We start from the raw sequence: 23,494 nt of genomic DNA, 5'->3' as shown, positions 1-23,494 counted from the left end.
GCCGCCCACGCCGTGGACGCGCCGGCGCGGCAAGCGCCGGACGGCGCGCCGACCGGGTCAGCCGTGGGTGGCGTCCAGGTCGGTCGCGTAGAGCTCGATGGCCTTGCGGTAAGGCGTCAGCCCGGGGTCGTCGCCGGTGTCGGCGATGACGCGCAGGAGGGATTCGATCGCGGTCTTGGCGTCGCCGGCGTTGTAGAGGGCCATGGCCAGGAACGTGGTCAGGCCCGCGTCGCCCGGGAACTCGGTGAGGCCCCGACGCAGGATCGCCACCGCCTTGTCGTACGCGCCGAACGCACGGTACGTGCTGCCCAGGCCCAGGAACGCGCCCAGTCGCTCCTCGGCCGTCAGGCCGTCCCCGATCAGCGCCCATTCGTAGAACGGCACGGCCTCGCGCTCCAGGCCGAGCACGTCGTGCGCCCACGCCGCCTGGTAGGCGATCCGCGCGTCGCCCGGGTGGCGTTCGACCAGCGGCACCAAGCGGGCCCGGGCCTCCTCGACCCGACCCCCCTCGCGCAGCGCGATCGCCTCGGCCAGGGCGGTGTCTCGTTCGTTCCCGATCATCCGGGCAGTCTTCCCTATCGGGTCGCCTGCACCCGGTCGGGTTCGGCCGTCACCCGCACCGGTTGCGCCGTTCGGCGCGCGCTCGGGATCGACCACGCGAGCAGCGCCGCGAGCAGGCAGCCGATGCCCAGCATGCCGAAGCAGATCAGGTAGCCGGCCAGCTCCGGTGCCTGGGCGACGCCCGCCGCCCGAGCGGTGCCCGCGTCGACCAGGGACGCGCTCAGGATCGCGCCGAGCACGGCCGTGCCGGTCGCCCCGCCCACCGTGCGCAGCACCGCGTTCATGCCGTTGGCCACCCCGGTCATGTCCGCCGGCACGTGGTCGTTGATCAGCGCGGGCATCGCGGAGAAGGCGAGCCCGAGGCCGAAGCCGAACAACACGCCGACCATCGAGAACGCCCACCAGTGCCCGTGCAGCGGCATCAGCAGCGCGAAGGCCGTGCCGCTGAGCAGCGGTCCGAGCACCAGCGCGGGCTTGGGCCCGTACCGGTTGGTCATCCGGGCCGCGACCGGTGCCGCCGCCAGGTTGCCGATCGTGCCCGGGAGCATGATCAGCCCGGCGATCAGCACCGACTTGCCGAAGCCGTACCCGAGCGCCGACGGTGCCTGGATGAACGGCGGGAACAGCAGCGAGGAGCCGTACATCGCCATGCCGGTGAACACCCCGGACAGGTTGGCCAGCAACACCGGCCGGCGGGCCATCACCCGCAGGTCGACCAGGGGTTCGGGGTGATGCAGCGCCCAGCCGATCCAGGCGGCGAACATCACCGCGGCGGTGATCAGCCCACCGAGCACCAGCGGATCGCCCCACCCGGACCGGCTGCCCATGCTCACCGCGGCGAGGAGCGCGGCCAGCCAGCCGGACAGGGTCAGCGCGCCGACCAGGTCCACATGGCCGGAGCGTCGTTCGGCGGTGTCCGGCACCACCCGCCACACCATCAGCATGGACACCACCGCGACCAGCGCGGAGAGCCAGAAGAGCAGGTGGTAGTCCCAGCGGTCGGCGATCAGCCCGGTCATCACCGAGCCGAAGGTGGCGCCGACGCTGATCGTGGCGCCGATGGTGGCGATGCTGCCCGCCGAGCGCTCCTTGGGGAACTCGTCGCGCACCACGCTGAGCGCGAGCGGGACCACGCCGCCGCCCATGCCCTGGAGCACCCGGCCGGCGATCAGCATCACGTAGGAGGTGGTGCACGCGGCCAGGATCGAGCCGAGCGTGACCGCCGCCAGCGCGTAGAGCAGGAATCGTTTGCGTCCGCGCAGGTCGCCGAGGCGGCCGAGCAGCGGCGTGGCCACCGCCGAGGCGAGCAGGTTGCCGGTGAGCACCCAGGCGATGGCCGAGCTGGAGACGCCGAGCCGGTTCTGCAGTTGCGGCAGGATCGGCGAGACCACGGTCTGCATGACCGCCATCGTGGTGGCCGCGAAGGACAGGGCGACCAGGATCATCGTCGGGCCGTGGCGCCTGGTCGGCGTGCGCGCGGCCCCCTTCGTGCCGGCGCTCATGCGGTCAGCGGCCGGTCCTGGACCCAGTCGCAGTGCAGGGTGCGGGTCTCGATGCGCCAGCCCTCGTCGGTGCGCACGAACGTGTCGAGGTAGCGGATCGACATCACCCGGTCGCGGCGCACCCCGCAGGATTCGTAGATGTGGTGCGCCGTGCAGTACGTCTCGGCGTTCGCCCGATCGCCGCCGGGCTCGAAGGCGACGAGCTGATTGGCGATCAGGTGGGTGGTGGCCAGGTAACGGTCCAGGCTGGTGAGGGCCTTGGCGATGGCGGCGCGGCCGGTGCGTACCGCCGGCGGTTCGGTGGAGCCGGGGTCGCGGTGGATCACCAGGCGGCCCTCGGGCGTGAACATCGAGGCGACGAGGTCGGGCTTGCGGCGGTCGGCGCCGTGGGCGTAGATCTGCACCACGTCCCGGAGTTCGCTGCGATCGCGCAGTTCGCCCGAAGTGTTGGATACGGGCGAATCCGCCTCGTCGTCGTGCATGTCCACCCTTTCACCAGCCGTCGATCGCATGCTGGCAGCAGTTGGATGACACACGCAAGTTTCTCTGACGTCGTGTCAGTTACATCTCGCGCACGCCCGGGCCGCCGCACCACCGCCGACTCGCCATCCCTTGCCGGCGCCGCGACCCGCTACCCCTCGCGTGCGACGAACACCACGTCCGGCTCCCCGCGCGGGACCGGCACCTCATGCACGCCCACCCGGCCGAACCGCCGCCGCAGTCGGTCGGCGAAGGCCGGGCTCGCCGTCGCGCTCCACACGGTCAACACTCCGCCCGGCAACAACCGGGCCTGCAGCGCGGCCAGCCCCGCGTCGTCGTAGAGCGAGGCGTTGCCGTCGGTCACCGTCCAGTCCGGCCCGTTGTCGATGTCCAGGCACAGCGCGTGGAAGCGCCCGTCCGACTCCCGCCCGGCGGGCTCGGCGACCGCCCCGGTGCGACCCGAGTGCACCCACGCCACCAGGTCGGATGTGATCACCCTCACGCGCGGGTCGGTCAGGGCGTGGCCGGAGAACGGCGCGAGCGGCCCCGAGCCCCAGCGCACCACGGCGGGCTCGCGTTCGATCACCGTCACCTGCGCGACCCGGGGGTCGGTCAGTGCCTCGCGCAGGGTGAAGCCGACGCCCAGTCCGCCGACCAGGATCCGCAGTCCGGTGTCGTCACCGAGCGCGTCGAGCGCGGTGCGCACCAGCAGCCGCTCCGAGGCGCCCGCGCGCGTGTCCATCAAAAAGCAGCCGTTGCTGATGATCTCGTAGTGCTCGCCCGCACGTCGCAGGACGAGTTCGCCGTCCGCCGCCGGGACTCGTTCGATCTCGCGTGCGTCGGTGGTCGAATCGATCGGGTGCATCGGTTCGCTGACTCCTTGTCGCTTTATGGAGAACGGGTGTCGCCGTGTCGCCTTTTCGCTGCGCGGGGCGCTTGGCGGACCGCGGGAAACGGATCGTCGGCACCTCATAACAGTGCCATCACGAAGCCGATGAATTGCGACCCTGACGGGCGAAACGGTGACACGTGTGTAGTGACGCGCCCCGCCGCACGATGGACTGTTCTCGGGCTGCCGGCCAGCGGTTTTCGCCGGTTCGGTGACCCTTGCACCCTGTGGAACACCCCGTTAAGGTCCCGGCCATTGCTTCATGGCCCATTGACTGATGGCATGTCAGATCCAGTCGCAGGGACGCCTCGCAGGCGGAGCCCGGGGCAGGGCGAGCACAAGACGAGAACGACGCGAGCACAGCGCAGGAGAAGTACGTGAGAGCGCACCGGGCACATCGGCCCGGCCCGCGGAAACGAAGTGTCGGGAGGGCTGATGGCATCAACTTCCGCCGGGCGGCGTGGGACGCGCCGCCGAGCGGCGGCCGGCTTGCTGGTCGTGCCGCTCCTGTTGGCGGTCGGCTGTAGTCGCTCGGGTGACGACGCGGTGGCCAAGGGTCCGCAGGCGGCCGGGAATCCGGCGGCGCCCGGATCGACGAAGGACGGCAAGCCGGCCGCCGGCGGCGCGCCCGGTGACTTCGGCACGCTCAAGGACGTCTGCGGCAAGGGCGACGGCAAGCCGCTCACCAAGAAGGCCGACCGGGGCGTCACCGAGAAGGAGATCTCGGTCAGTGTGACCGGCGACCCCGGGGCCGCCGCCCAACCGGGCCTGGGCAAAGAGTTCTTCGAGATGGCCGACGGCTTCACCAAGTGGTGCAACGAACTCGGCGGGATCAACGGCCGCACGATCAAGCTGACCAAGCGCGACGCCGCGCTGAGCAACGTCGGCACGGTCATGACGGCGGCCTGCCAGAGCGACTTCATGGTGGTCGGCGGCGGCAACCCGTTCGACAACGACGGGGTCAAGGCTCGCACCGGGTGCAAACTCGGCGCTTTCCCGGCCTACGTGGTCGGCGAGGAATCGGCCAAGGGCGACCTCCAGGACCTCGCGGTCGGCCTGCCGACCTCCACCACGGTGGTGGGCGCGTACAAGGCGGTCTTCGCCGCGCACCCCGAGGTCAAGGCCAAGGTCGGCCTGCTGGGCCAGGCGATCGCCTCGTTGCGGCCCTCGATGGTCCGCTACAAGGCCGGCGTCGAGGCGGCCGGTGGCACGGTCGTCTACAAGGAAGACGTCCCCGTCATCCCGCCGCCCGGCCGCACCACGCTGGAGAAGATGAAGACCGCCGGCGTCGAGATGCTGATCACCACGTGGCTCGCGGTGGACTCGGCCTCGATGTTCCGCGAGATGGACGCGATGAACTGGCACCCCAAGGTCATCGTCAGCGACGCGTCGGCGTACAACCGCTACACGCTCGCCTCCGCCAAGAACTCGCAGATGCCCGAGACCTACATCTACCCGACCTTCGTGCCGCAGTCGCTCGGCGACAAGAACCCCGCCGTGCAGAAGGCGCTGGAGATCCTGCACAGCGTGGAGCCGAAGAAGGACCTCGAGTTCTTCCACATGTCCGGGATCAACTCCTGGCTGTTGTGGGCGAGTGCGGTCAAGGAGTGCGGTACGGACCTGACCACGGAGTGCGTGCTGGCCAAGGGCAAGCGCGCCAACTGGGACGCGGGCGGCCTGTTCGCCCCCGGCCCGATCGTGGAGACCAAGGACGTACGCGCCGCGGACTGCTTCACCATGCTCAAGGTGAGCCCCAAGGGCTTCGAGTACGACGCCGCGCTGACCAAGCCGAACAAGGCCGAGTACTTCAACTGCGACCCGAGCAACGTGGTCGCCGTCGCGCCCGGTGCGCCCGCGGCGCAGAACACGCCGCCGCCGTCCGCCGGCACACCCCCGCCGGCCGGGGCACCCGAGACGAACACCCCGCCGCCCGCCGACGGAGGCGAACCGCCGCCGGCCGCGCCGCCGGAGAACGTCACCTGAGCCGATAGCCGATCCTCGGCCACTCGACAACGCACCACCGGCAACACCCCGCACCACCGCCGAACCCGTCGGCCGCCGACCCCGCTCGGTCCGACCAGGCGAAACCGTCGTCCTCCCGCCCCGCACCGGGCGGGAGGGCGGCACCAACGGCCCCCACGGCCCTGACGACCTGTCAGGAGCCGTGCCGCACCAGTCTCCGAGACCGATCGCCCCGCGACACGGCCCGGCCCGAACGGAGGGCGCGTGCACGAGTTCATCATCCTCACCATCAGCGGCCTGGTCACCGGCGGCATCTATGCCATCACCGCCGGTGGCCTGACCCTGACCTACACCACCACGGGCATCTTCAACTTCGCCCACGGCGTCACCGGCGCGCTCGCCGCGTTCACCTACTGGCAACTGCACTTCGACTGGGGCTGGCCGGTCTGGCTGTCCATCGTCGTGGTGCTGGGCATCCTGGCCCCGGCGTTCGGGGTGTTCCTGCACTTCGCCATCATGCGACGGCTGGAGGGCACGTCGGAGACGACGCGCCTGATGGTCACCGTCGCGGTGCTGCTGAGCCTGCTCGCCACGGTGATGTGGGTCTGGGACCCGCAGACCCCGCGCAACGTGGTCAACTTCTTCCCCGGCGAGTCCGTGGACATGGCCGGCACGCGCGTGTCCTACCACGACCTGATCACCCTGGCCGTGGCGCTGATCGTCGCGATCGGCCTGTGGGTGCTGCTGCGCTCCACCCGCGCCGGTGTGGCCATGCGCGCCACCGTCGACGACCGCAACCTCGCGGTGCTCAACGGCTCGCGTCCCGAGGTGCCCGGCATGCTGGCCTGGGCGACCGGCACCATGCTGGCCGCGCTCGCGGGCATCCTGATCGCGCCCAAACTCTCCTTCGCCGCGCTGCCGCTGACCCTGCTGATCGTCAACGCCTACGCCGCGGCGGTGATCGGCCGGCTCAAGAGCCTGCCGTGGACCTTCGTCGGCGCGATGATCATCGGCCTGGTCACCGAGTACGGCAAGGGCTACCTCACCGAGACCGACTTCCCCACCGCGGGCCCCTACCTCGCCGGCCTCACCGACTCGATGCCGGTGCTGGTGCTGTTCGTGGCGATCATGCTGCTGCCCACCTCCCGGCTGCGCGGCCACGCCTCCTCCCGCACCCGGGAGATCGCCCACCGCCCGACCTGGACCGGTTCGCTCGTCTTCGCCGCCCTGGTGATCGCGGGCGCGGTGGTCGCGGCCCACTCCCTCGGCACCGTGGACCTGTTCGCGAGCACCAAGATGTGGGGCTTCGCGATCATCGCGCTGTCGGTGATCCCGCTCGTGGGCTACGCCGGGAAGATGTCGCTGGCCCAACTGGGCTTCGCGGGCATCGGCGCGATCTGCGTCTCGCACCTGGGCTCCGGCGGCAACCCGCTGGGGCTGCTGTGGGCGGCGCTGATCTGTGCGGGCATCGGCGTGCTGGTCGCGCTGCCGGCACTGCGCCTGTCCGGGATCTACCTGGCCCTGGCCACCGCCGCGTTCGCCGTCATGCTGGACCGCTGGATCTTCCAACTGCCCGCGTTCACCTGGGGCGACACCCGGATCGACCTGTTCAACAGCGGCACGCTCAACTTCGAGCGCTTCGACTGGCCGGGCGTGGACATCTCCTCCGACCGGGCCTACTTCATCTTCGGCGCGGTCTTCTTCGCCCTGTCCTCGCTCGTGGTGGTGTGGATCCGCCGCGGCGAGTTCGGCCGTAGGCTGCTGGCGATGAAGGACAGCCCGGCGGCGTGCGCGACGATCGGGATGAACCACAAGCTGACCACGCTCACCGTCTTCGGCCTCTCCGCCGCGATGGCGGGCGTCGGCGGCGGCATCCTGGGCGGCGCGACCGGCACGCTGTCGCCGGTCAGCTTCGACTTCACCGCCGGGCTCTCGGTGTTGATGCTGATGGTGATCGCGGGCCTGACCTCGCCGGGCGCCGCGCTGTTCGCGGGCATCTTCCTGGGCACGCCGCTGATCACCAACCTCTTCCCCGACTACGCCCAGCTCACCACGATCCTGATCGGCCTCAACGGCATCGCGCTGGGCAAGAACCCGAACGGCTTCATCGCCGCCAAGATCCGCCCGGAATGGGAGCCCGCCCTGCGCCGGCCGTTCATCCTGGCGGGCAGCGCGGCGGCCCAACTGGTCCTGGTGGTACTGCGGTTCACCGACGTGATCGGCAACTGGGCCTTCGTGATCGGCATCCTGCTCGCGGTGATCGGCATCCCGGCCGCGGTCAAGGTCGAGCTGATGCTCACGGCGCAGCGGACCGAACAGGAGTTGCCGCCGGGCCTGTCCGAGCAGCCCGAGGGACTGGGCCTGAACGGCAACCGGTTCAAGTCCGCCGACATCGAGGCCCTGGACAAGCTGATCGCGATGCCCTCGCTGCCGACGGTCGCGCTGGCCGAATCATCGTCACCCACCCTGCCTGGAGCGCGTCATGGGGCTTGAGGTCGAGGGCGTCACGGTCCGCTTCGGCGGCCACACCGCCCTGAACAACGTCAACATCTGGGCCCACGAGGGCAAGGTCACCGGCCTGATCGGCCCCAACGGCGCGGGCAAGACCACGATCTTCAACGTGATCACCGGCCTTCAGCCGCCGTCCGCGGGTCGGGTCCGGATGGACGGACGCGACGTCAGCAAACTCGCGCCCTACCGCCGGGCCCGCCTGGGCATGGCCCGCACCTTCCAACGCCTGGAACTGTTCGGCTCGTTGACCGTTCGAGAGAACATCCAGGTCGCCGCCGCCCAGTACCGCCGACTGAACCGCGGCACCAAGGAGACACCGCAGGACACCTCCGCGCGGCTGCTGCACCGGCTCAACCTGACCGAGATCGCGCACGTGCGCGCCGACCAACTGCCCACCGGCCAGGGCCGCGTGGTCGAACTGGCACGCTCGTTGGCGGTCCGGCCCAAGATCCTGCTCCTGGACGAGCCCGCCTCCGGCCAGGACGACGAGGAGACGCGCGGCTTCGGCCAGTTGTTGCGCGAGATCGCCTCGGACGGGGTCGCCGTGCTGTTGGTCGAGCACGACATGGATCTGGTGATGAACACCTGCGACGAGCTGCACGTGCTTGACTTCGGCAAAAAAATCGCCAACGGTACGTGCGACGAGATCCGCAACAACGCCGCCGTACAGGCCGCCTACCTCGGTACCGCCGACGCCGCGGAGGCCGACGAAGTCCTGCAGGAGACCGTATGACGCTGAACGTGGCCGACGCGCGCCCCGCCGGGCCGGCCGGCGCCCCGCCGCTGCTCGAACTGCGCGGCGTCAGCGCCGCGTACGAGCAGGTCGAGGTGCTGCACAAGGTGGACCTGGCGGTACCCACCGGCAAGGTCATGGCGGTCCTGGGCCCCAACGGCGCCGGCAAGACCACGATGCTCAAGGTGATCACCGGGCTGCACGAGCCCACCGGCGGGGACATCTTCCTCGCCGGGCGGTGCGTCACCGGGGCCGCACCCGTGGACCTGGCCCGGATCGGCCTGTGCAGCATCCCGGAAGGCCGCGGGGTCTTCCCCAATCTCACCGTGTCCGAGAACCTGTGGATGGCCACCTACCGAGGAGTCTCCCGCAAGGAGATCGAGGAGAAGGTCTTCCCGATCTTCCCCCGCCTCAAGGAACGCCGGACCCAGGCCGCGGGCACGATGTCGGGCGGCGAGCAGCAGATGCTGGCCGTCGCCCGGGCGATCGCCACCAACCCGGCCATCATCCTGCTCGACGAACTCTCGATGGGCCTCGCGCCCCTCGTCGTCGACCAGTTGTACGACGTGGTCGGCAAGATCGCCGAGACCGGTGTCACCGTGCTCCTGGTCGAGCAGTTCGCGCGCACGGCCCTGGCCGTCGCCGACCTCGCCGCGGTCATGAGCGGTGGCCGGATCCTTCAGGTCGGCACTCCGGACGAGATCGCCGGCGACCTGCACAGCGCGTACCTGGGCGGCTGATCGCACATGGCCGTCCGCGGATACGTACCAACCTCACGGCGACCCACGAGGTGACGACTTAGATGAGTATGAACAGCGTGAACGCCGACGGGCAGCCCGCACCCGCGAGGCCCGCCGGCGAGCCGCCGACGGTTCCGCAGGGGGTGCCGACGGCCGGGCCACCACCGGCGTTCGCCCCGCGCCATGCGGCGATCCCGGCGGCCACTCAGGATCGGACCCGACAGTTCACCGCCGACGTCGGCGCGCTGAAACTGCGTGCGCCCAAGACCATGCTCGACACCCAGCTCATGTGGCTGGGCGTGGGGCTGATGGTGGTCGGGATCGGCATGGGCATCGGCGCCTACTTCATGTCGCACGGCACGACGCTGATCCTGACCCAGAACGACGCGATCACGTTGGGTCTGTCGGCGATCCCGGTCTCGCTGCTGGGTTTCGCCCTCTTCATCCGCTACTCGCTGTCCACGTTCATGCGGTTCTGGCTGGCCCGGCTGATCGCCGCCCAGCAGGTACCGCAGGCCGCCCCGGCGGTCGCGGGGCCGGCGGCGGACGCCACCGCGGTACTGCCCACCACCCCGGCCGGACACTGAGCCACATTCCGGGGCGAGGGCTCCTCAACGGGCCGCGCGCGGTGTCATCCTGAACGGGAGGACACCGCGCGCGGCACCGTGGAGGGCAGCCAGGACATGAGCGACAACCCGCAACCGGCGGACCCCGGTCCGACCGACACCCCCGCCGCCCGGGACGGAAAGCGCCTTCGTCTCGTCACGGCGGTGTGGGCCGTGCTCATGGCGGTCGCGGTCGTGATGATCGTCCTGATGCTGCGGAGCTGAACGGCCGGCCTCCACCCGGAGGCCGGCCGCACCCGTGTCCGGACCGCTCAGATCGCCGGCGGCAGGTCCACCAGCGTGCCCAGCGTGGCCCGATGCCGATCCGCAGTGCCCAGCAGCAGCGCCGACGCCATCGCCCGCTTGAGGTACAGGTGCGCCGGGTGCTCCCAGGTGAAGCCGATCCCGCCGTGCATCTGCACACATTCCTCCGCCGCGCGCACCGCCACCTCGCCGCAGTACGCCTGCGCCAGGGCGGTGGCCACCGCCGCGTCCGCCGCGTCCTCGGCCAGGCACGCCGCCGCGTAGCGCGCCGCGGCCCGGGCCGCGGCGATGTCCGACCACAGGTCGGCCGCACGATGCCGCAGCGCCTGGAAGGACCCGATCGGCCGGCCGAACTGGTGCCGGACCTTCAGATACGCCACCGCCTCGGCCAACGCCTGCTCGGCCACCCCCAACTGCTCCGAGGCCAACAGCGCCGCCCCCTGCCGCAGCGCGTGCCCGAGCGCCGCCTCGGCGTGCTCCGGCCCGGCCACCACCCGGCCCCGCACCTGATCCAACGTCAACTCGCCCACCGGCCGGGTCGGATCCAGCGAGGTCACCGCCCGCCGGGCCAGATGCGCCGCGTCGCCCGCGACCAGAGCCAGCTGCGCCTCGCCGGCCACCACCACCGGAACCACCAGCAACTCGGCCCGATCCGCGGCCAACACCCCGGTCACCGCGCCGGTCAGCAACAAACCGTCCGCGTCCCGGGCACCCGTCACCGACAGCGGGAAACCCGCCCCCGGCCACGTGGTCGCGGTCACCGCCAGGGTCGCGGTCCGCGAGCCGTCCGCGAGTACCCGCAGCGCCGCGTCGCGCGCCTCGCCGGCCGGGCAGGCCAGCAGCGCCGACGTGGCCAGCACCGCACTGGCCAGGAACGGCACCGGCGCGACCGCGCGGCCCAACTCCTCCAGCGCCACCGCGACCTCCCGCGCCCCGACCCCGGCCCCGCCGAACTCCTCCGGGATCAACAGCCCGGCCAGGCCCAGTTCGGCCGCGACCGCCTTCCACAGGCCGTCGTCGTACGCCTCCTCGGTGTCGATCCGCGCCAGCACCTCGTGCCATCCGCACCGATCCCGCAACACCTCGCGCAGCGCCGCGCGCAGATCCTCCTCGACCTCGCCGTACAACAACGACGGAATCCTGGGCTCGCTCACCGGGGCATCTCCTTCCACGGCACCTTGGTGTCGGTACGCGGCTCGCGCGGCAGGTCCAGCACCCGGTCCGCGATCACGTTGCGCAGCACCTCGGACGTGCCGCCTTCGATCGAATTGCCCTTGGCCCGCAGGTAGTAGTAGCCCGGCGCCCGCGCCCCGAGGGTGGCCTGACCCAACTCGCTGCGGCGCATCGCCCAGTCGTCGTAGCCGAGGCCCTCCTCGCCGGCCAACTCCAGCCACAACCGGGTGACGTCCTGGTTCAGCCGGGCGTAGGCGATCTTGGCCGCCGATCCCTCCGGGCCCGGCGTACCGGCCGCGAGCTGCTGGCGGATCCGCTCGTTGCCCAGCCGGGCCACCTCGCACTCCACCCAGGCCCGCAACAGCCGGTCGTGCAGCCCCGGCGTGCGCAACTCCGGGCGGTCGCGCCACATCCGCGCGACCGCGCCGATCGCGTCCGCCTCGCGGGCCGACGCCGCGCCGCCGATGGCCACCCGCTCGTTCATCAGCGTCGTGTTCGACACCGCCCAGCCCTGACCCACCTCGCCCGCCCGGTGCGTGTCCGGGATCCGCACGTCGGTCAGGAACACCTCGTTGAACTCCGCCTGCCCGGTGGCCTGGCGCAGCGGCCGCACCTCGACCCCCGGCGCGGTCATGTCCAGGAAGAAGTAGGTCAACCCTTGGTGCTTGGGCAGGTCCGGATCGGTCCGGGCGAGCAACATCGCCCACCGCGCCTTGTGCGCGAGCGAGGTCCACACCTTCTGGCCGTTGACGACCCAGTCGCCGTCACCCTCGCGGACGGCGCGGGTGGCCAGACCCGCCAGGTCCGATCCCGCGCCCGGCTCGCTGAAGAGTTGGCACCAGATCTCCTCGCCGGTCCACAGCGGGCGCAACAACTCGGCCCGCAGCCGGGCCGCGCCGTGCGCGGCGATGGTGGGCGCGCCCATCCCCAGGCCGATCGGATTGCGGTACCCACTGGCCGTCTTCGCGCCCGCCGCGATCAACGCGCTCTCCACCACCTGCTGCAACGCCCGCGAGGCGCCCAGGCCGCCGCACCCGATCGGGAAGTGCACCCAGGCCAGGCCCGCGTCGAACCGGTGCCCCAGGAACTCGACCGAGGACATCGTGGTCGGATCGTGCGCCGCGACCAGATCGGCCACCCGACGCCGAATGCCCGCCTCGTCGATCCCGTCGGCGGCTTCGCGCTCGAGCTCGTCGGTCGGCGCGTGGCTCGGCGTGTCGGTCGGCTCGTCGGTGGGCTCGCTGTCCGTATCGCTCACGTCGCCCCGCTCTCGCACCACAGGTGCCTCCGTCCTCCGTCATGACGCCCTGTCCATCGACCCGGACACACTGTCGACAACCGGACTGCCTGGATGCTAGGCGCTGAACTCACCGGTAGGAAGCCCGCGCCCGGGCCCCCAATCGGCACGCCCAGGCGATATGTTCGTCTCCCCGTGTGAGCGAGTACACGCACGGACTCCAGCCGGGACCTTCCGGGATTCCGCGCGTCGCAGGGGGTGCTGTACAGCCATGACCGCCGATCAACTCGAGGCGGGTCTCGCCGCCGAACTCGCCGCGGACGGGGAGTCGGTCGTCGAAGCACTGGACCAGTGGTCGGTGCGCACCCCGATGCGGGTCTTCATCCACTACGGCGAGCACGGCCTGGACCTGAGCTACGCCGAGGCCAAGCGGGCCACCGACACGATCGCCGGCAACCTGGCCCGGGCGGGCATCCGCCGCGGCGACCGGGTCGCGGTGCACTGCCGCAGCGCGTACGCCGCCGCGTTGTGGATGTTCGGCATCTGGAAGGCCGGCGCCGTGTACTGCCCGGTGGATCCGGACGCGATCGGCGACCTGCTGGTCGAGCAACTCGAAGCCGGCCAACCGGTGCTCGTGGTCACCGAACGCGCGCTGGTGCCCGCGTTGGAGGCGGTCCGGCCGCACCTGAACCGGCTGCCGCGGCTGACCGTGCACGACGCGGTCGGGCCCAGGCCGCCGCACGGCTACCCGGAGATCGCCTACGCCAACTTCCTCGCCCGCGCGGTGCCGCCGGCCGTGCGGATCGATCCGGGCGACGTCGGGATGATCGTGCACACCGCCGGGGTGACCGGCCGACCCAAGGCCGCCGTGTTGCCGCACCGTTGGCTGGCCTCGTACACGCTGCTGCTGCGCCGGCTCACCACGCCCGACGACGTGGTGCACGTGGACCTGCCGCTGCACTCGGTCCAGGGTGCGTTCGCGGGCCTGGCCCGGGCCGCCTGGGCGGGGGCCGGGGTGTCGTTGTGGGACCGATTCCACCCGGTCGACTTCTGGCGCCGCGTGGCGTCGGCGGGGGCCACCAGCGCGGTGCTCACCGAGACGATGGTGGGCTGGCTCTCCGGCGCGCCCCAGACCCGCGGCGAGCGCGACAACCCGCTGAGCACGGTGCTCATGCAGCCGCTGCCGCCGATCCACCACACGTTCGCGCGCCGGTACGGGATCGACACCGTGGTCGCCGGCTACGGACAGGTCGAGACCGGCCTGCCGATCGCGGCCGTGCTGACCGGCCTGGACCCGAGCGAGGCCACGCCGCCCGCGCTGCGCCGCGGCCTGGCGCCGGCGGCGATCGCGAAGGTGTGCGCCCGACTGGGCGTGCCGGTGCTCGACGGGGCGCGGATCGTGCGCAAGGGCTGCCTGGGCGCGCCGCTGCCGTTCGCCCGGGTGGCGATCCTGGACGAGCACGATCGGCCGGTGCCGCGCGGTGTGGTCGGGCACCTGGCGATCCGACCGCATCTGCCGGGACTGTTGGTGCAGGAGTACGTGGACGACCCGCTGAGCACCGCGGAGGCCACCCGCAATCTGTGGTTCCACACCGGCGACGCGGCGGTGTTCGACGAGGAGGACGGGCTGCTGCACTTCGTCGACCGGGTCGTGGACCGGATCCGGATCCGCGGCGAGAACGTGTCGGCCTATCACATCGAGGACCTGATCAACCAGCATCCGGACATCGCGGTCGGCGCGGTGTTCGGGGTGCCCACCGATCGGGAGGACGAGGACGAGGTGGTCCTGTACGCCGAGCCCGAGCCGGGCCGACCGCTGGACCCCGACGAACTACGCGCGTGGTGCGTCCAGTCGTTGCCCGCGTACATGCGGCCGGCGCAGGTGCGCATCGTCACGCGGATGCCGCGGACGCCGAACGGGCGGGTGGAGAAGTACCGGCTGCGGCGGCACTTCCTGGGCCTGATGGACCGTCCGGGCCCGGCGGTACGGGGTGTGTCGGTGCCGACCCCGATGCCCGCCACGCGCCCGGCGCTGTCCCCGGCACTGTCCCCGGTGCGCTCCGCGCTGCCCCCGTCGTTGCCGCCGGGAACCCGGCGCTGATCGGTGCGGGCGGCGTGATCGGCGCCCTCGGCCGATCGTGCGGACAGCCGATCGTGCGGATATGTCGCTTTCCAGCGGGAAGGCGTACCAGGCACGCGATTCTGCGGGCGTGGGCACATCCGAGGAGCGGCACCCATGGACAGCACGAAGGGCGTCACGGGACCGACCGCCGAATCCGGCGCGGGACGGCATCGGCGCAGCGGCAAGGGCTTCGGTTTCGGTTTGCTGGTCGTGCTCGGCACGTTGTTGATGCTCGGCGGGATCGTCGGCCTGGTCTACGTGGGTGTGGCCACGCTGACCACGATGGTGTTGTTCGGCTGGCTGCTGTTGATCGGCGGTGTGGTCGGCTTCGTCCAGGCCATTCAGGCGCGCAAGGAGAACGCGTTCTGGCTGGTGGTCGCGGTCTCCGCGCTCAACATCGCGGCGGGTGTCGTGTTGTTGCGCCGGCCCGAGGTGGCGGCCGAGGCGCTCACCCTGTTCGTGGCGCTGCTGCTGCTCGGCGCGGGCATGTTCCGCATCGTGGGCGGCGTCGCGAGCATGTCGGCCAAGATGATCTGGACCATCCTGGTCGGCGTGATCGACCTGGTCCTGGGTCTGTTGGTACTGGCCGAATGGCCCAGCAGCAGCCGCTACGCGATCGGCACGTTCATCTCGCTGGCCCTGCTCTTCGACGGACTCAGCCTGGTCAGCCTGGGCCTGACGGGCCGTCGGATCGTCGGCTTGGTCCGCGAGGCGGAAGTCCCCGAAGGGGCCCCGGCACCGCTCGCGCGCGACGAGCACTCCACGGAGTGGAAGGCCAACGGTGAAACCACCCGGGAGGGCACCTTCAAGGGCCCGGACACGATGACCGAGCGCGGGGACCGGGAGCGGTAGCGCCGGACACACCGAACGCCGGACGGGCTGTCGACGACAGCCCGTCCGGCGTTCGGTGTGTCCGGTGTTCGAGGGCACTCGGCCCGTCCGGCGGGCGAGGGCGCATCGGCCGCGGGTCCGGCTTCACTTCGTCGGCAGCGGTGCCCGTCGACTCATCAGCAGCGCCGGCAGGAACGCCAGTGCCATGAACCCGACCGCCCACCAGTACGTCCCCTGGAACGTGTCCGCCAACCGAGGCCCGATCTCGTCCACCGCGGCCGGCGACAACATGTGCAGTTCACCGAGCCCCCCGGCCCCCCGCCCGGCGGGCAGGCCCTCGCGCATCGCACCGGCCAACAGCACCGACATCAGCGCCCCGCCGATCGCGGCGGCGACCTGCTGGATGATGGTCAACGTGGTCCCGGCGACCGCGACCTGCTCGTGCGACATGGTGCGCAGCGCCGAAGCGGTGGTCGGCATCAGCGTCATGCCGACCCCGATCCCGGTCACCGACATGCAGGACATCAGCACCCAGTAGGGCGTGTTCGCGGCGACCTGCGTGGTGAAGGCGAGGAAACCGGAGGCGGCGACCACGATCCCGACCAGCACGATCCGTCCCGGCGCGATCCGGTCGCTGAGCCGGCTGGCGATCTGCATGGACACCGCGGTGAACAGCGCCTGCGGCGCGCCCAGCAGGCCGGACGCGGTGGCGCTCTCGCCGCGCACCAGTTGGTAGTACAGCGGGGCCAACATCATCGAGCCGAAGTAGGCGCAGACGAACAGCACCATGGTGCCCGCGGCGGCCACGAACGGGCGGCTGCGGAACAGCCGCAGATCGATCAACGCGTGCTCGACCCGCAACGCCCGGACCACGAAGCCGATCACCAGGAACGCGCCCGACACCGCCGGGACCAACGCGCCGGTGGCGCCGAAGTCGCCCTTCTCGCCGCCGGTGGCCAGACCGTAGATCAGCAGCGCCAGGCCGGGGGAGAGCATCAGCAGTCCGGGCACGTCCAGCGGCCTGGTCGGCTGCGGCGTATCGCGCGGGAAGACCTTGGCGGCCAGAACCAGCGCCACCGCGCCGATCGGCACGTTGATGAAGAAGATCCAGCGCCACGACACGTCGTCCACCAGCCATCCGCCCAGGATCGGGCCGGCGAGCGGGCCGATCAGGATCGGGATGCCCAGGATGGCCATCGTCCGCCCCATCCGGCTCGGATCCGACGCGCGGGCCAGAATGGTCATCCCGACCGGCATGATCAGGCCGCCGCCGAGCCCCTGCAGGACCCGGAAGGCGATCAGCGACTCGGCCGACCAGGCCAGCCCGGCCAGGACGGAGCCGGCGGCGAAGGTGGCGATGGAGAACATGTACAACCGCTTGGTGCCGAATCGGCCCATCGCCCACGCGGCCGCGGGGATGACGGTGGCCAGGGCCAGCGTGTACCCCGTCGCGACCCATTGGATGGTGGCCAGTGGTGCGTCGAAGTCCTGCGCGAGGTGATTGAGGGCGACGTTGACGACGGTGACGTCGAGTACGGACATCACCGAGCCGAGAACGACCACGAGGGCGATCATCGCGATGTTGCGGGACGGGGTGGGGACGGCGGTCGCGGGCGCGCTCGCGGCCGGGGCGGTGGTCGAGGCCATCACGGGCTCCTGGCGTTCGGCGGTGGAATGGCTGCGGCTGCTTCGGAGCGGGTGTTCAGACGCCGTACGGGCGGCGCAGGCGCGTCGACCGGGTGGCCTCGGTCCACCAGGCGAGCTGATCGAGCATCACCTTGGCGGCGGCCTCGGTGCCCGCGACGTCGACCGGCCGGCCCTCGGCGTCGAACTTCTCCCAGGCCATCGGGAAGGCGAGTCCGTCCCGGGTGGTGACCATGTGCTGTTCGGCGAAGACCAGGCGCAGTTGCTCGACGGCGCGCAGGCCGCCGGAGATGCCGCCGTAGGACACGAAGCCCACCGGCTTGCCCTGCCATTCGTTGCGGAACAGGTCGATCATGTTCTTCAGCCCGGCCGGGAAGCTGTGGTTGTACTCGGGTGTGACCACCACGAACGCGTCCGCGGCGGCCAGCCGAGCGCCCACCGCCTCGACCACCGCGGCGGGCTCGCTGCCCATCGGAGCCCACACGTCGGGCAGCCGGTCGTGCGCCAGGTCGATGATGTCCACCTCGAAGTCCCCGTGCCGCTCGGCCGTTTCGGCGAACCAGTTCGATACGACGGGGGCGAAGCGCCCTTCGCGGGTGCTGCCGACGATGACGGCCAGCCGGAAGGTGTCGGTCCGGGTGCGCGTCTCGGTGTGCGTGGCGATGCTCATGGGAACCCCCGGGAAAAGAAAGGCGAACTGTGCGGTGAGGCCCCGGAAGTGCTTCCTCCGAGCGCCTGGTGAAGACGTTAGAAGTTGAAGTCGACTTGAAGTCAACCCCGCCCGTCTTCCTTCCGCCGTACGGCCTTTGCGCAAGCCGGGTGCGGGGGTGGTCAGGTGGTGCGACGAGGTGCTTCGTCCGGCGCGGCGAGGGCCGCGAGGGCGGCGACCGCGGCGAGGGCGATGGCGCCGGCGCACACCATCACCGTCGACGGGGACGTGGCGTCGACGACGGCCCCGCCGACGAGCGCGCCGGTGGCGAGGGTGAGTTGGAAGGACGATGTGAACACGACCATGGCGGCCTCCGGCGCCCGAGGGGCCGAGCGCGCGAACCAGGTCTGGGAGCAGGCCGGGACGGCGCCGTAGGCCGCCCCCCACACCACGAGCAGCCCGACCGCGCCCGCATCCCACCGGCCCAGGACCGGGAACAGCAGCGTGGCCGGCGCGATCAGCGCCGCGCACGTGACGAACGTCGCCCGCAGGCCGCGCACCATGGTCGCGCCCGCGACGAAGTTGCCGACGATGCCGGCCACGCCGAAGGCCAACAGGTAGACGCCGATCAGCCCCCGGTCCACGTGGGTGACCTGCTCCAGGAACGGCGTCACATACGTGTAGGCGCCGAAGTGCGCGATCACGATCAGACAGGTCGCCACGAGCCCGATCCGGATGTCGGTGCCGCGCAACAACCCACGCAACACCGCGGCCCGGGTCACCTGAAGCGGCGGCAGCGGCGGAAGCAGTGCGAGCAGCGCGATCGCCACCCCCAGCGCGAGTACGCCCAGCACCACGAACGAAGCGCGCCAGCCGATGTGTTCGCCCAGTTGTGTCCCGGCCGGCAACCCCAACACCGAGCCGGCCGGCACCGCCGCGAAGACCACGGCGGTCGCCGTACCCACCACCCTCCCGTGCACCAGCCGAGGCGCCAACCCCGCCCCGATCGACCAGAAACCGCCGATGGTCACCCCGACCAACGACCGCGCCACCAACACCACCCAGAACGCCGGTGCGATCGCCGCAAGGAAGTTCGCCACCGCCAGCAGCACGATCAGCGCGACCAACATGCCCCGCCGATCCAGCCGCCCGGTGGTCACGGTGACCAGCGGCGCACAGATCGCCGCCACCAGGCCCGGCACGGTCATCAACCACCCCGCCGTGCCGTCCGAGACCCCGAACTCGCCCCCGATCGGCGTCAACAACCCGATCGGCAGGATCTCGCTGGTCACGATCGCGAAGATGCCGACTCCCAGACACACCACACCCGGCCAGTACTGCCGAGGTTCGTGCTCCCGCGTCCGCGCCCGCGCCTGCTCCCGCGCCCGCTCTCGCTCTTGCGAAGCCGGGTCGGTCCGCCCGGTCGTGTGCTCGTCGGATCCGGTCGTGACGGACATGAAGTCCCTTTCGGCGGTGGGGGTGGGGCCCCGACAGCGGGGCGCCCCCAGTACAACCGCCGGCAACCCGCCGGGTCTGGCGGTATCCCGCCGTCAACGTCCTTCCGCCGCCGAGCAGTCGGAGATCGACCGCCGCCCGTGCCGACCCGCCGCACCGCACGGGTCGGCTTTACGAATCCGCCCACGGGTCGGCCCGACGGGATCCGTCCACGGGTCGGCCCATCGGCCCTACCGATCGGCCTACAGGTCGGCCGGGGTCAGTGAGTACAGCACGACATCGATCCGACCCGTGTGCAGCCGACCGGCGTTGCGCAGCGTGCCCTCGCGGTGCAGGCCGGCCTTGATCGCCGTCTTGCGCGAGGGGATGTTCCCGACGGCGGCCTTGAGTTCGAGGCGCTCGAAGCCCTGCTCGGTCAACAGCCAGCGCCCGAGCACCCGCGTGGCCAAGGCGGCGATCCCGCGTCCGCGAGCCCACGGCGCCACCCAGTACCCCACCTCGCTGACCAGTTCGTGCCAGTCGGTGCGCTTGAGCCCGATGGCGCCCAGGAGTCGGCCCTCGTCCGGGTCGACGATCGCGAAGTGCACCCCGTCACCCGACTCGCGCAGCGTGTGCGCCGTTTTCGTACACCAGTCGACGGATGCCTCCAGGGTGTACGGCCGGGGCAGCGGTAACCATCGCTGGACTACCTCGTCCGCACAGGCGGCTCGGTTGTCCTCGGCATCATCGGCGCCGAACGGCCGCAGTGTGATCGGCCCCGCAGGCAGGACACGTTCGGGAAAGACGTCGCTCACTGACCGGATTCGCCCCCTCGTATCGAGTCGCACGATTCTTCCGCCCCACCGACCCACGACGAAAGTGCCGGGCGCGGAATTCACCCACTGCGCCCAATCCCCGACCCGCACCGGGGCGCACGAGTCAGGACAACCAGACCAGTACCGCGTCCCCGGCCTCGGCCGCGGAGCGGAAGAACACGCCGAGCGCCGCGTAGTGCCCGGTGGCGTACTCGAGGGATTCTGCCTGCTCCCAGACGAAGGCCGGATAGACCCCGGCACGCACCAGGTCGGCCGGGCCGACACCCGCGACGAGCCGGTGACCGGGAGTCGCCGACAGAGCCTCGGCGGCTGCTCGAACGCGGTCCGGGGTGAGGTAGCGCGGAACCCCGTGACTCCAGTCGTTCTCGTCCCAGGGCATCGCCTCCGCACCGTGGACGACGTCGACGGTGAAGCCGATCCGCCGGGTCAGGAAGCCCAGGGCGTCCCACGCCTTGTCGGTGTTGTGCGACCGGGCCCGCGTCGGGTCGGGACACCCCTCCGACTCGGCGTCGAGGACGTCGTCGATGAATTCCTCGCCCCACGCCTGGTCGGTGATCGCCCGCGCCAACTCGGCGGGGGCGACTCTCAGGTACTCCCCGACCATGCCCATCGCCGCAGGCTAGCGGCGTCCACCGACAACTTCGCCCAGGGCGAACACGGATCGGGGAGGGTGGGGGAACAAAGGGAGGCTCTTGTTTCTTGAGTCAATGCAGCGCAACTTTTTCGACTGTGGCTACCTGAGGGGCATGACATGAGCGAGACCATCGGGACCTTGACCCTGCCGGTTCTTCCGCTGGACGACGTGGTCGTCCTCCCCGGCATGGTGGTCCCGCTCGAACTCGATGACGCGGAGACCCGTGCCGCCGTGGATGCCGCGCGGGCCGCCGCGGGGCGGTCCGGTGGACCCGGCATCCGTAGTGAGAGCAAGGCGCGGGTGCTGCTTGTTCCGCGCGACGACGGGCAATACCCGGCGGTGGGCACGCTCGGCGTGATCGAGCAGGTCGGCCGACTGCCCGGGGGCGAGTCGGTCGTGGTGGTGCGCGGCGAGGGCCGGGTGCGGATCGGCAGCGGTACCACCGGGCCCGGCGCGGCGCTGTGGGTCGAGGCGACCCGGGTGGCGGACGTCGAGGCGGACGAGCACACCCACGAGCTGGCCCGCGAGTACAAGGCCCTGGTCACCACCGTACTCGGCAAGCGCGGCGCGTGGCAGGTGGTGGACCACGTGCAGGCCCTGGAGGACCCCAGCGACCTGGCGGACAACTCCGGCTACGCCCCCTACCTGACGCTCCAGCAGAAGATCGAGGTGCTCCAGACCGTCGACGTCGAGGAGCGGCTGACCAAGGTCGTCGGCTGGACCCGGGACCACCTCGCCGAGCTGGACGTCGCGGAGACGATCCGCAAGGACGTCCAGGAGGGGATGGACAAGCAGCAGCGCGAATTCCTGCTCAAGCAGCAGCTCGCCGCCGTGCGCAAGGAGCTCAACGAGCTCAACGGCACCCCGGACAGCGAGGAGGAGGACTACCGCGCCCGGGTCGAGGCCGCGAATCTGCCGGAGAAGGTGCTGGCCGCCGCGCTCAAGGAGGTCGACAAGCTGGAGCACGCCTCCGACGCGTCGCCCGAGGGCGGCTGGATCCGCACCTGGCTGGACACCGTCCTGGAAATGCCGTGGAACGACCGCAGCGAGGACGCGTACGACATCGCCGAGGCGCGCGCGATCCTGGACGCGGACCACTCCGGCCTGGTGGACGTCAAGGAACGCATCGTCGAATACCTGGCGGTCCGCAAGCGCCGTGAGGAGCGCGGACTGGGCGTGGTCGGCGGACGACGCTCCGGCGCGGTGCTGGCCCTGGTCGGCCCGCCCGGCGTCGGCAAGACCTCGCTCGGCGAGTCGGTGGCCCGCGCGATGGGTCGCTCGTTCGTCCGGGTCGCGCTCGGCGGTGTGCGCGACGAGGCCGAGATCCGCGGCCACCGGCGCACCTACGTCGGCGCGCTGCCCGGCCGGATCGTCCGGGCGATCAAGGAGGCGGGCAGCATGAACCCCGTCGTCCTGCTCGACGAGATCGACAAGGTCGGCTCGGACTACCGCGGCGACCCGACCGCAGCCCTGCTCGAAGTGCTCGACCCGGCGCAGAACCACACCTTCCGCGACCACTACCTGGAGGTCGAACTCGACCTGTCCGACGTGGTGTTCCTGGCCACGGCCAACGTGCTGGAGACGATTCCCGAGCCGCTCCTGGACCGGATGGAACTGGTCCGTCTCGACGGCTACACCGAGGACGAGAAGGTCCTCATCGCCCGGGACCACCTGATCAAGCGCCAGTTGGACAAGGCGGGCCTGGAAGCCACCGAGGTGTCCTTCACCGAGGAGGCGCTGCGGCTGCTGGCGGGCGAGTACACCCGCGAGGCGGGCGTGCGCACCCTGGAGCGTTCGCTGGCCCGGGTGCTGCGCAAGGTCGCGGCCCGGCAGGCGCTGGACGCCGACGCGCACCCGCTGCCGATCACGGTGGACGCCGGCGACCTGCGCGACTACCTCGGCCGGCCCCGGCACACCCCGGAGTCGCTGCTGAGCAAGGCCGAGCAGCGCACGGCGGTGCCGGGAGTGGCCACCGGGCTCGCGGTCACCGGCGCGGGCGGCGACGTGCTCTACATCGAGGCGTCGCTCGCGGACCCGGAGACGGGTGGTACGGGGCTGACCCTGACCGGCCAACTCGGCGACGTGATGAAGGAGTCGGCGCAGATCGCGCTGTCCTACCTGCGCTCGCGCGGGGCTGAGCTGGAGGTGCCGGTGGGCGACCTCAAGGACCGGGGCGTACACATCCACGTGCCGGCCGGAGCGGTCCCCAAGGACGGCCCGAGCGCCGGCGTCACGATGACCACCGCCCTGGTGTCGCTGCTCACCGGGCGGCCGGTCCGCTCGGACGTGGCGATGACCGGTGAGGTCTCGCTCACCGGCCGGGTACTCCCGATCGGCGGCGTCAAGCAGAAGCTGCTCGCCGCCGAGCGGGCCGGCGTCACCACGGTGCTGATCCCCAAGCGCAACGAGGCCGACCTGGACGACGTGCCCGAGGAGATCCTGAGCCGCCTCACCGTGCACGCGGTGGCCGACGTACGCGAGGTGCTGGAACTGGCCCTGGAGCCGGCCAACGCCGAGCACACCGTGGCCGCCTGACCCTGCGTCAGGTTGTGGGACCTGCCGCGGGGGGGGGGCCCCCCCGGGGGGGGGGGGGGGCGGGGGGGCCCCCCCCCCCCCAACCCGCGGGCGCGCCCGCTCCAAAGAAAACAAAACGCAGCATGGGCACTACCCCGGCCAGGCCCCGGAGC

General features: G+C 71.3%; 20 protein-coding genes. 9 read left to right on the top strand and 11 right to left on the bottom strand.

Annotation, left to right across the window (positions count from 1 at the left end):
• Positions 1-57: 57 nt before the first annotated feature.
• The 4 genes from ACH4U8_RS00425 to ACH4U8_RS00410 form a co-directional block, all read right to left on the bottom strand.
• On the bottom strand, positions 58-561 hold the full coding sequence (locus tag ACH4U8_RS00425; protein WP_360312574.1) for a tetratricopeptide repeat protein: 504 nt from the start codon (positions 559-561) through the stop codon (positions 58-60).
• A gap of 14 nt (positions 562-575) precedes the next feature.
• Positions 576-2,063: an MFS transporter gene (locus tag ACH4U8_RS00420; protein WP_360312576.1), complete on the bottom strand. Its 1,488-nt coding sequence runs from the start codon at positions 2,061-2,063 to the stop codon at positions 576-578.
• The gene (locus tag ACH4U8_RS00415) at positions 2,060-2,545 is read right to left on the bottom strand and encodes a nuclear transport factor 2 family protein (RefSeq protein WP_360312578.1); all 486 of its coding nucleotides are present in this window, start codon (positions 2,543-2,545) and stop codon (positions 2,060-2,062) included. Before ACH4U8_RS00415 ends, ACH4U8_RS00420 begins: the two co-directional genes overlap by 4 nt.
• Positions 2,546-2,694: 149 nt before the next feature.
• Positions 2,695-3,408, bottom strand: a complete 714-nt coding sequence (locus tag ACH4U8_RS00410) for a spermidine synthase (RefSeq protein ID WP_360312580.1) — start codon at positions 3,406-3,408, stop codon at positions 2,695-2,697.
• Positions 3,409-3,867: 459 nt separating this feature from the next.
• Between ACH4U8_RS00410 and ACH4U8_RS00405 the strand changes: the two genes are divergently transcribed.
• The 6 genes from ACH4U8_RS00405 (at position 3,868) to ACH4U8_RS00380 (ending at position 10,208) form a co-directional block, all read left to right on the top strand.
• Positions 3,868-5,415 (top strand): ABC transporter substrate-binding protein, encoded by a 1,548-nt coding sequence (locus ACH4U8_RS00405; RefSeq protein ID WP_395775407.1) that lies wholly within the window; start codon positions 3,868-3,870, stop codon positions 5,413-5,415.
• Between the two features lie 243 nt (positions 5,416-5,658).
• Positions 5,659-7,887, top strand: coding sequence for an ABC transporter permease (locus ACH4U8_RS00400; protein WP_395775406.1), 2,229 nt, complete (start codon positions 5,659-5,661; stop codon positions 7,885-7,887).
• A complete protein-coding gene (locus ACH4U8_RS00395; protein ID WP_360312586.1) occupies positions 7,877-8,638 on the top strand; it encodes an ABC transporter ATP-binding protein in 762 nt (253 codons plus the stop codon). Before ACH4U8_RS00400 ends, ACH4U8_RS00395 begins: the two co-directional genes overlap by 11 nt.
• Entirely contained in the window at positions 8,635-9,378 is a 744-nt protein-coding gene (locus ACH4U8_RS00390; RefSeq protein ID WP_360312588.1) for an ABC transporter ATP-binding protein, read from the top strand. The genes ACH4U8_RS00395 and ACH4U8_RS00390 overlap by 4 nt, the downstream gene beginning before the upstream one ends.
• A 62-nt stretch (positions 9,379-9,440) precedes the next feature.
• Positions 9,441-9,965: a hypothetical protein gene (locus ACH4U8_RS00385; protein WP_360312590.1), complete on the top strand. Its 525-nt coding sequence runs from the start codon at positions 9,441-9,443 to the stop codon at positions 9,963-9,965.
• A 96-nt stretch (positions 9,966-10,061) separates the two neighbouring features.
• Complete coding sequence (locus ACH4U8_RS00380) at positions 10,062-10,208, top strand: hypothetical protein (RefSeq protein ID WP_380020600.1); 147 nt, start codon at positions 10,062-10,064, stop codon at positions 10,206-10,208.
• Between the two features lie 47 nt (positions 10,209-10,255).
• On the opposite strand, the gene ACH4U8_RS00375 is transcribed toward ACH4U8_RS00380, so the two are convergent.
• Entirely contained in the window at positions 10,256-11,401 is a 1,146-nt protein-coding gene (locus ACH4U8_RS00375; protein ID WP_395775405.1) for an acyl-CoA dehydrogenase family protein, read from the bottom strand.
• Entirely contained in the window at positions 11,398-12,585 is a 1,188-nt protein-coding gene (locus tag ACH4U8_RS00370; RefSeq protein ID WP_395775977.1) for an acyl-CoA dehydrogenase family protein, read from the bottom strand. The genes ACH4U8_RS00375 and ACH4U8_RS00370 overlap by 4 nt, the downstream gene beginning before the upstream one ends.
• 343 nt (positions 12,586-12,928) lie before the next feature.
• On the opposite strand from ACH4U8_RS00370, the gene ACH4U8_RS00365 reads away from it, so the two are divergent.
• On the top strand, positions 12,929-14,758 hold the full coding sequence (locus tag ACH4U8_RS00365; RefSeq protein WP_379992570.1) for an AMP-binding protein: 1,830 nt from the start codon (positions 12,929-12,931) through the stop codon (positions 14,756-14,758).
• Positions 14,759-14,893: 135 nt separating this feature from the next.
• Positions 14,894-15,631, top strand: coding sequence for an HdeD family acid-resistance protein (locus ACH4U8_RS00360; RefSeq protein ID WP_360312598.1), 738 nt, complete (start codon positions 14,894-14,896; stop codon positions 15,629-15,631).
• A gap of 123 nt (positions 15,632-15,754) precedes the next feature.
• Here ACH4U8_RS00360 and ACH4U8_RS00355 read toward each other — a convergent pair whose 3' ends face one another.
• From ACH4U8_RS00355 to ACH4U8_RS00335, 5 genes are all read right to left on the bottom strand, one after another.
• On the bottom strand, positions 15,755-17,257 hold the full coding sequence (locus tag ACH4U8_RS00355) for a DHA2 family efflux MFS transporter permease subunit (RefSeq protein ID WP_395775404.1): 1,503 nt from the start codon (positions 17,255-17,257) through the stop codon (positions 15,755-15,757).
• Between the two features lie 55 nt (positions 17,258-17,312).
• Positions 17,313-17,924, bottom strand: coding sequence for an NADPH-dependent FMN reductase (locus ACH4U8_RS00350; RefSeq protein ID WP_395775403.1), 612 nt, complete (start codon positions 17,922-17,924; stop codon positions 17,313-17,315).
• Positions 17,925-18,085: 161 nt separating this feature from the next.
• Positions 18,086-19,360: an MFS transporter gene (locus ACH4U8_RS00345; protein ID WP_395775402.1), complete on the bottom strand. Its 1,275-nt coding sequence runs from the start codon at positions 19,358-19,360 to the stop codon at positions 18,086-18,088.
• 240 nt (positions 19,361-19,600) lie between these two features.
• Positions 19,601-20,152 (bottom strand): GNAT family N-acetyltransferase, encoded by a 552-nt coding sequence (locus tag ACH4U8_RS00340; RefSeq protein ID WP_395775401.1) that lies wholly within the window; start codon positions 20,150-20,152, stop codon positions 19,601-19,603.
• A 124-nt stretch (positions 20,153-20,276) separates the two neighbouring features.
• Positions 20,277-20,783: a YfbM family protein gene (locus ACH4U8_RS00335; protein WP_395775400.1), complete on the bottom strand. Its 507-nt coding sequence runs from the start codon at positions 20,781-20,783 to the stop codon at positions 20,277-20,279.
• A 141-nt stretch (positions 20,784-20,924) separates the two neighbouring features.
• On the opposite strand from ACH4U8_RS00335, the gene lon reads away from it, so the two are divergent.
• Positions 20,925-23,342 (top strand): endopeptidase La, encoded by a 2,418-nt coding sequence (gene lon / locus ACH4U8_RS00330; protein ID WP_395775399.1) that lies wholly within the window; start codon positions 20,925-20,927, stop codon positions 23,340-23,342.
• Positions 23,343-23,494: the final 152 nt, after the last annotated feature.

This window comes from Embleya sp. NPDC020886, from assembly GCF_044333915.1.
Classification (GTDB): domain Bacteria; phylum Actinomycetota; class Actinomycetes; order Streptomycetales; family Streptomycetaceae; genus Embleya.
Note: the sequence above shows the minus strand (reverse complement) of the source record. Positions and strands in the feature narration are given on the sequence as shown.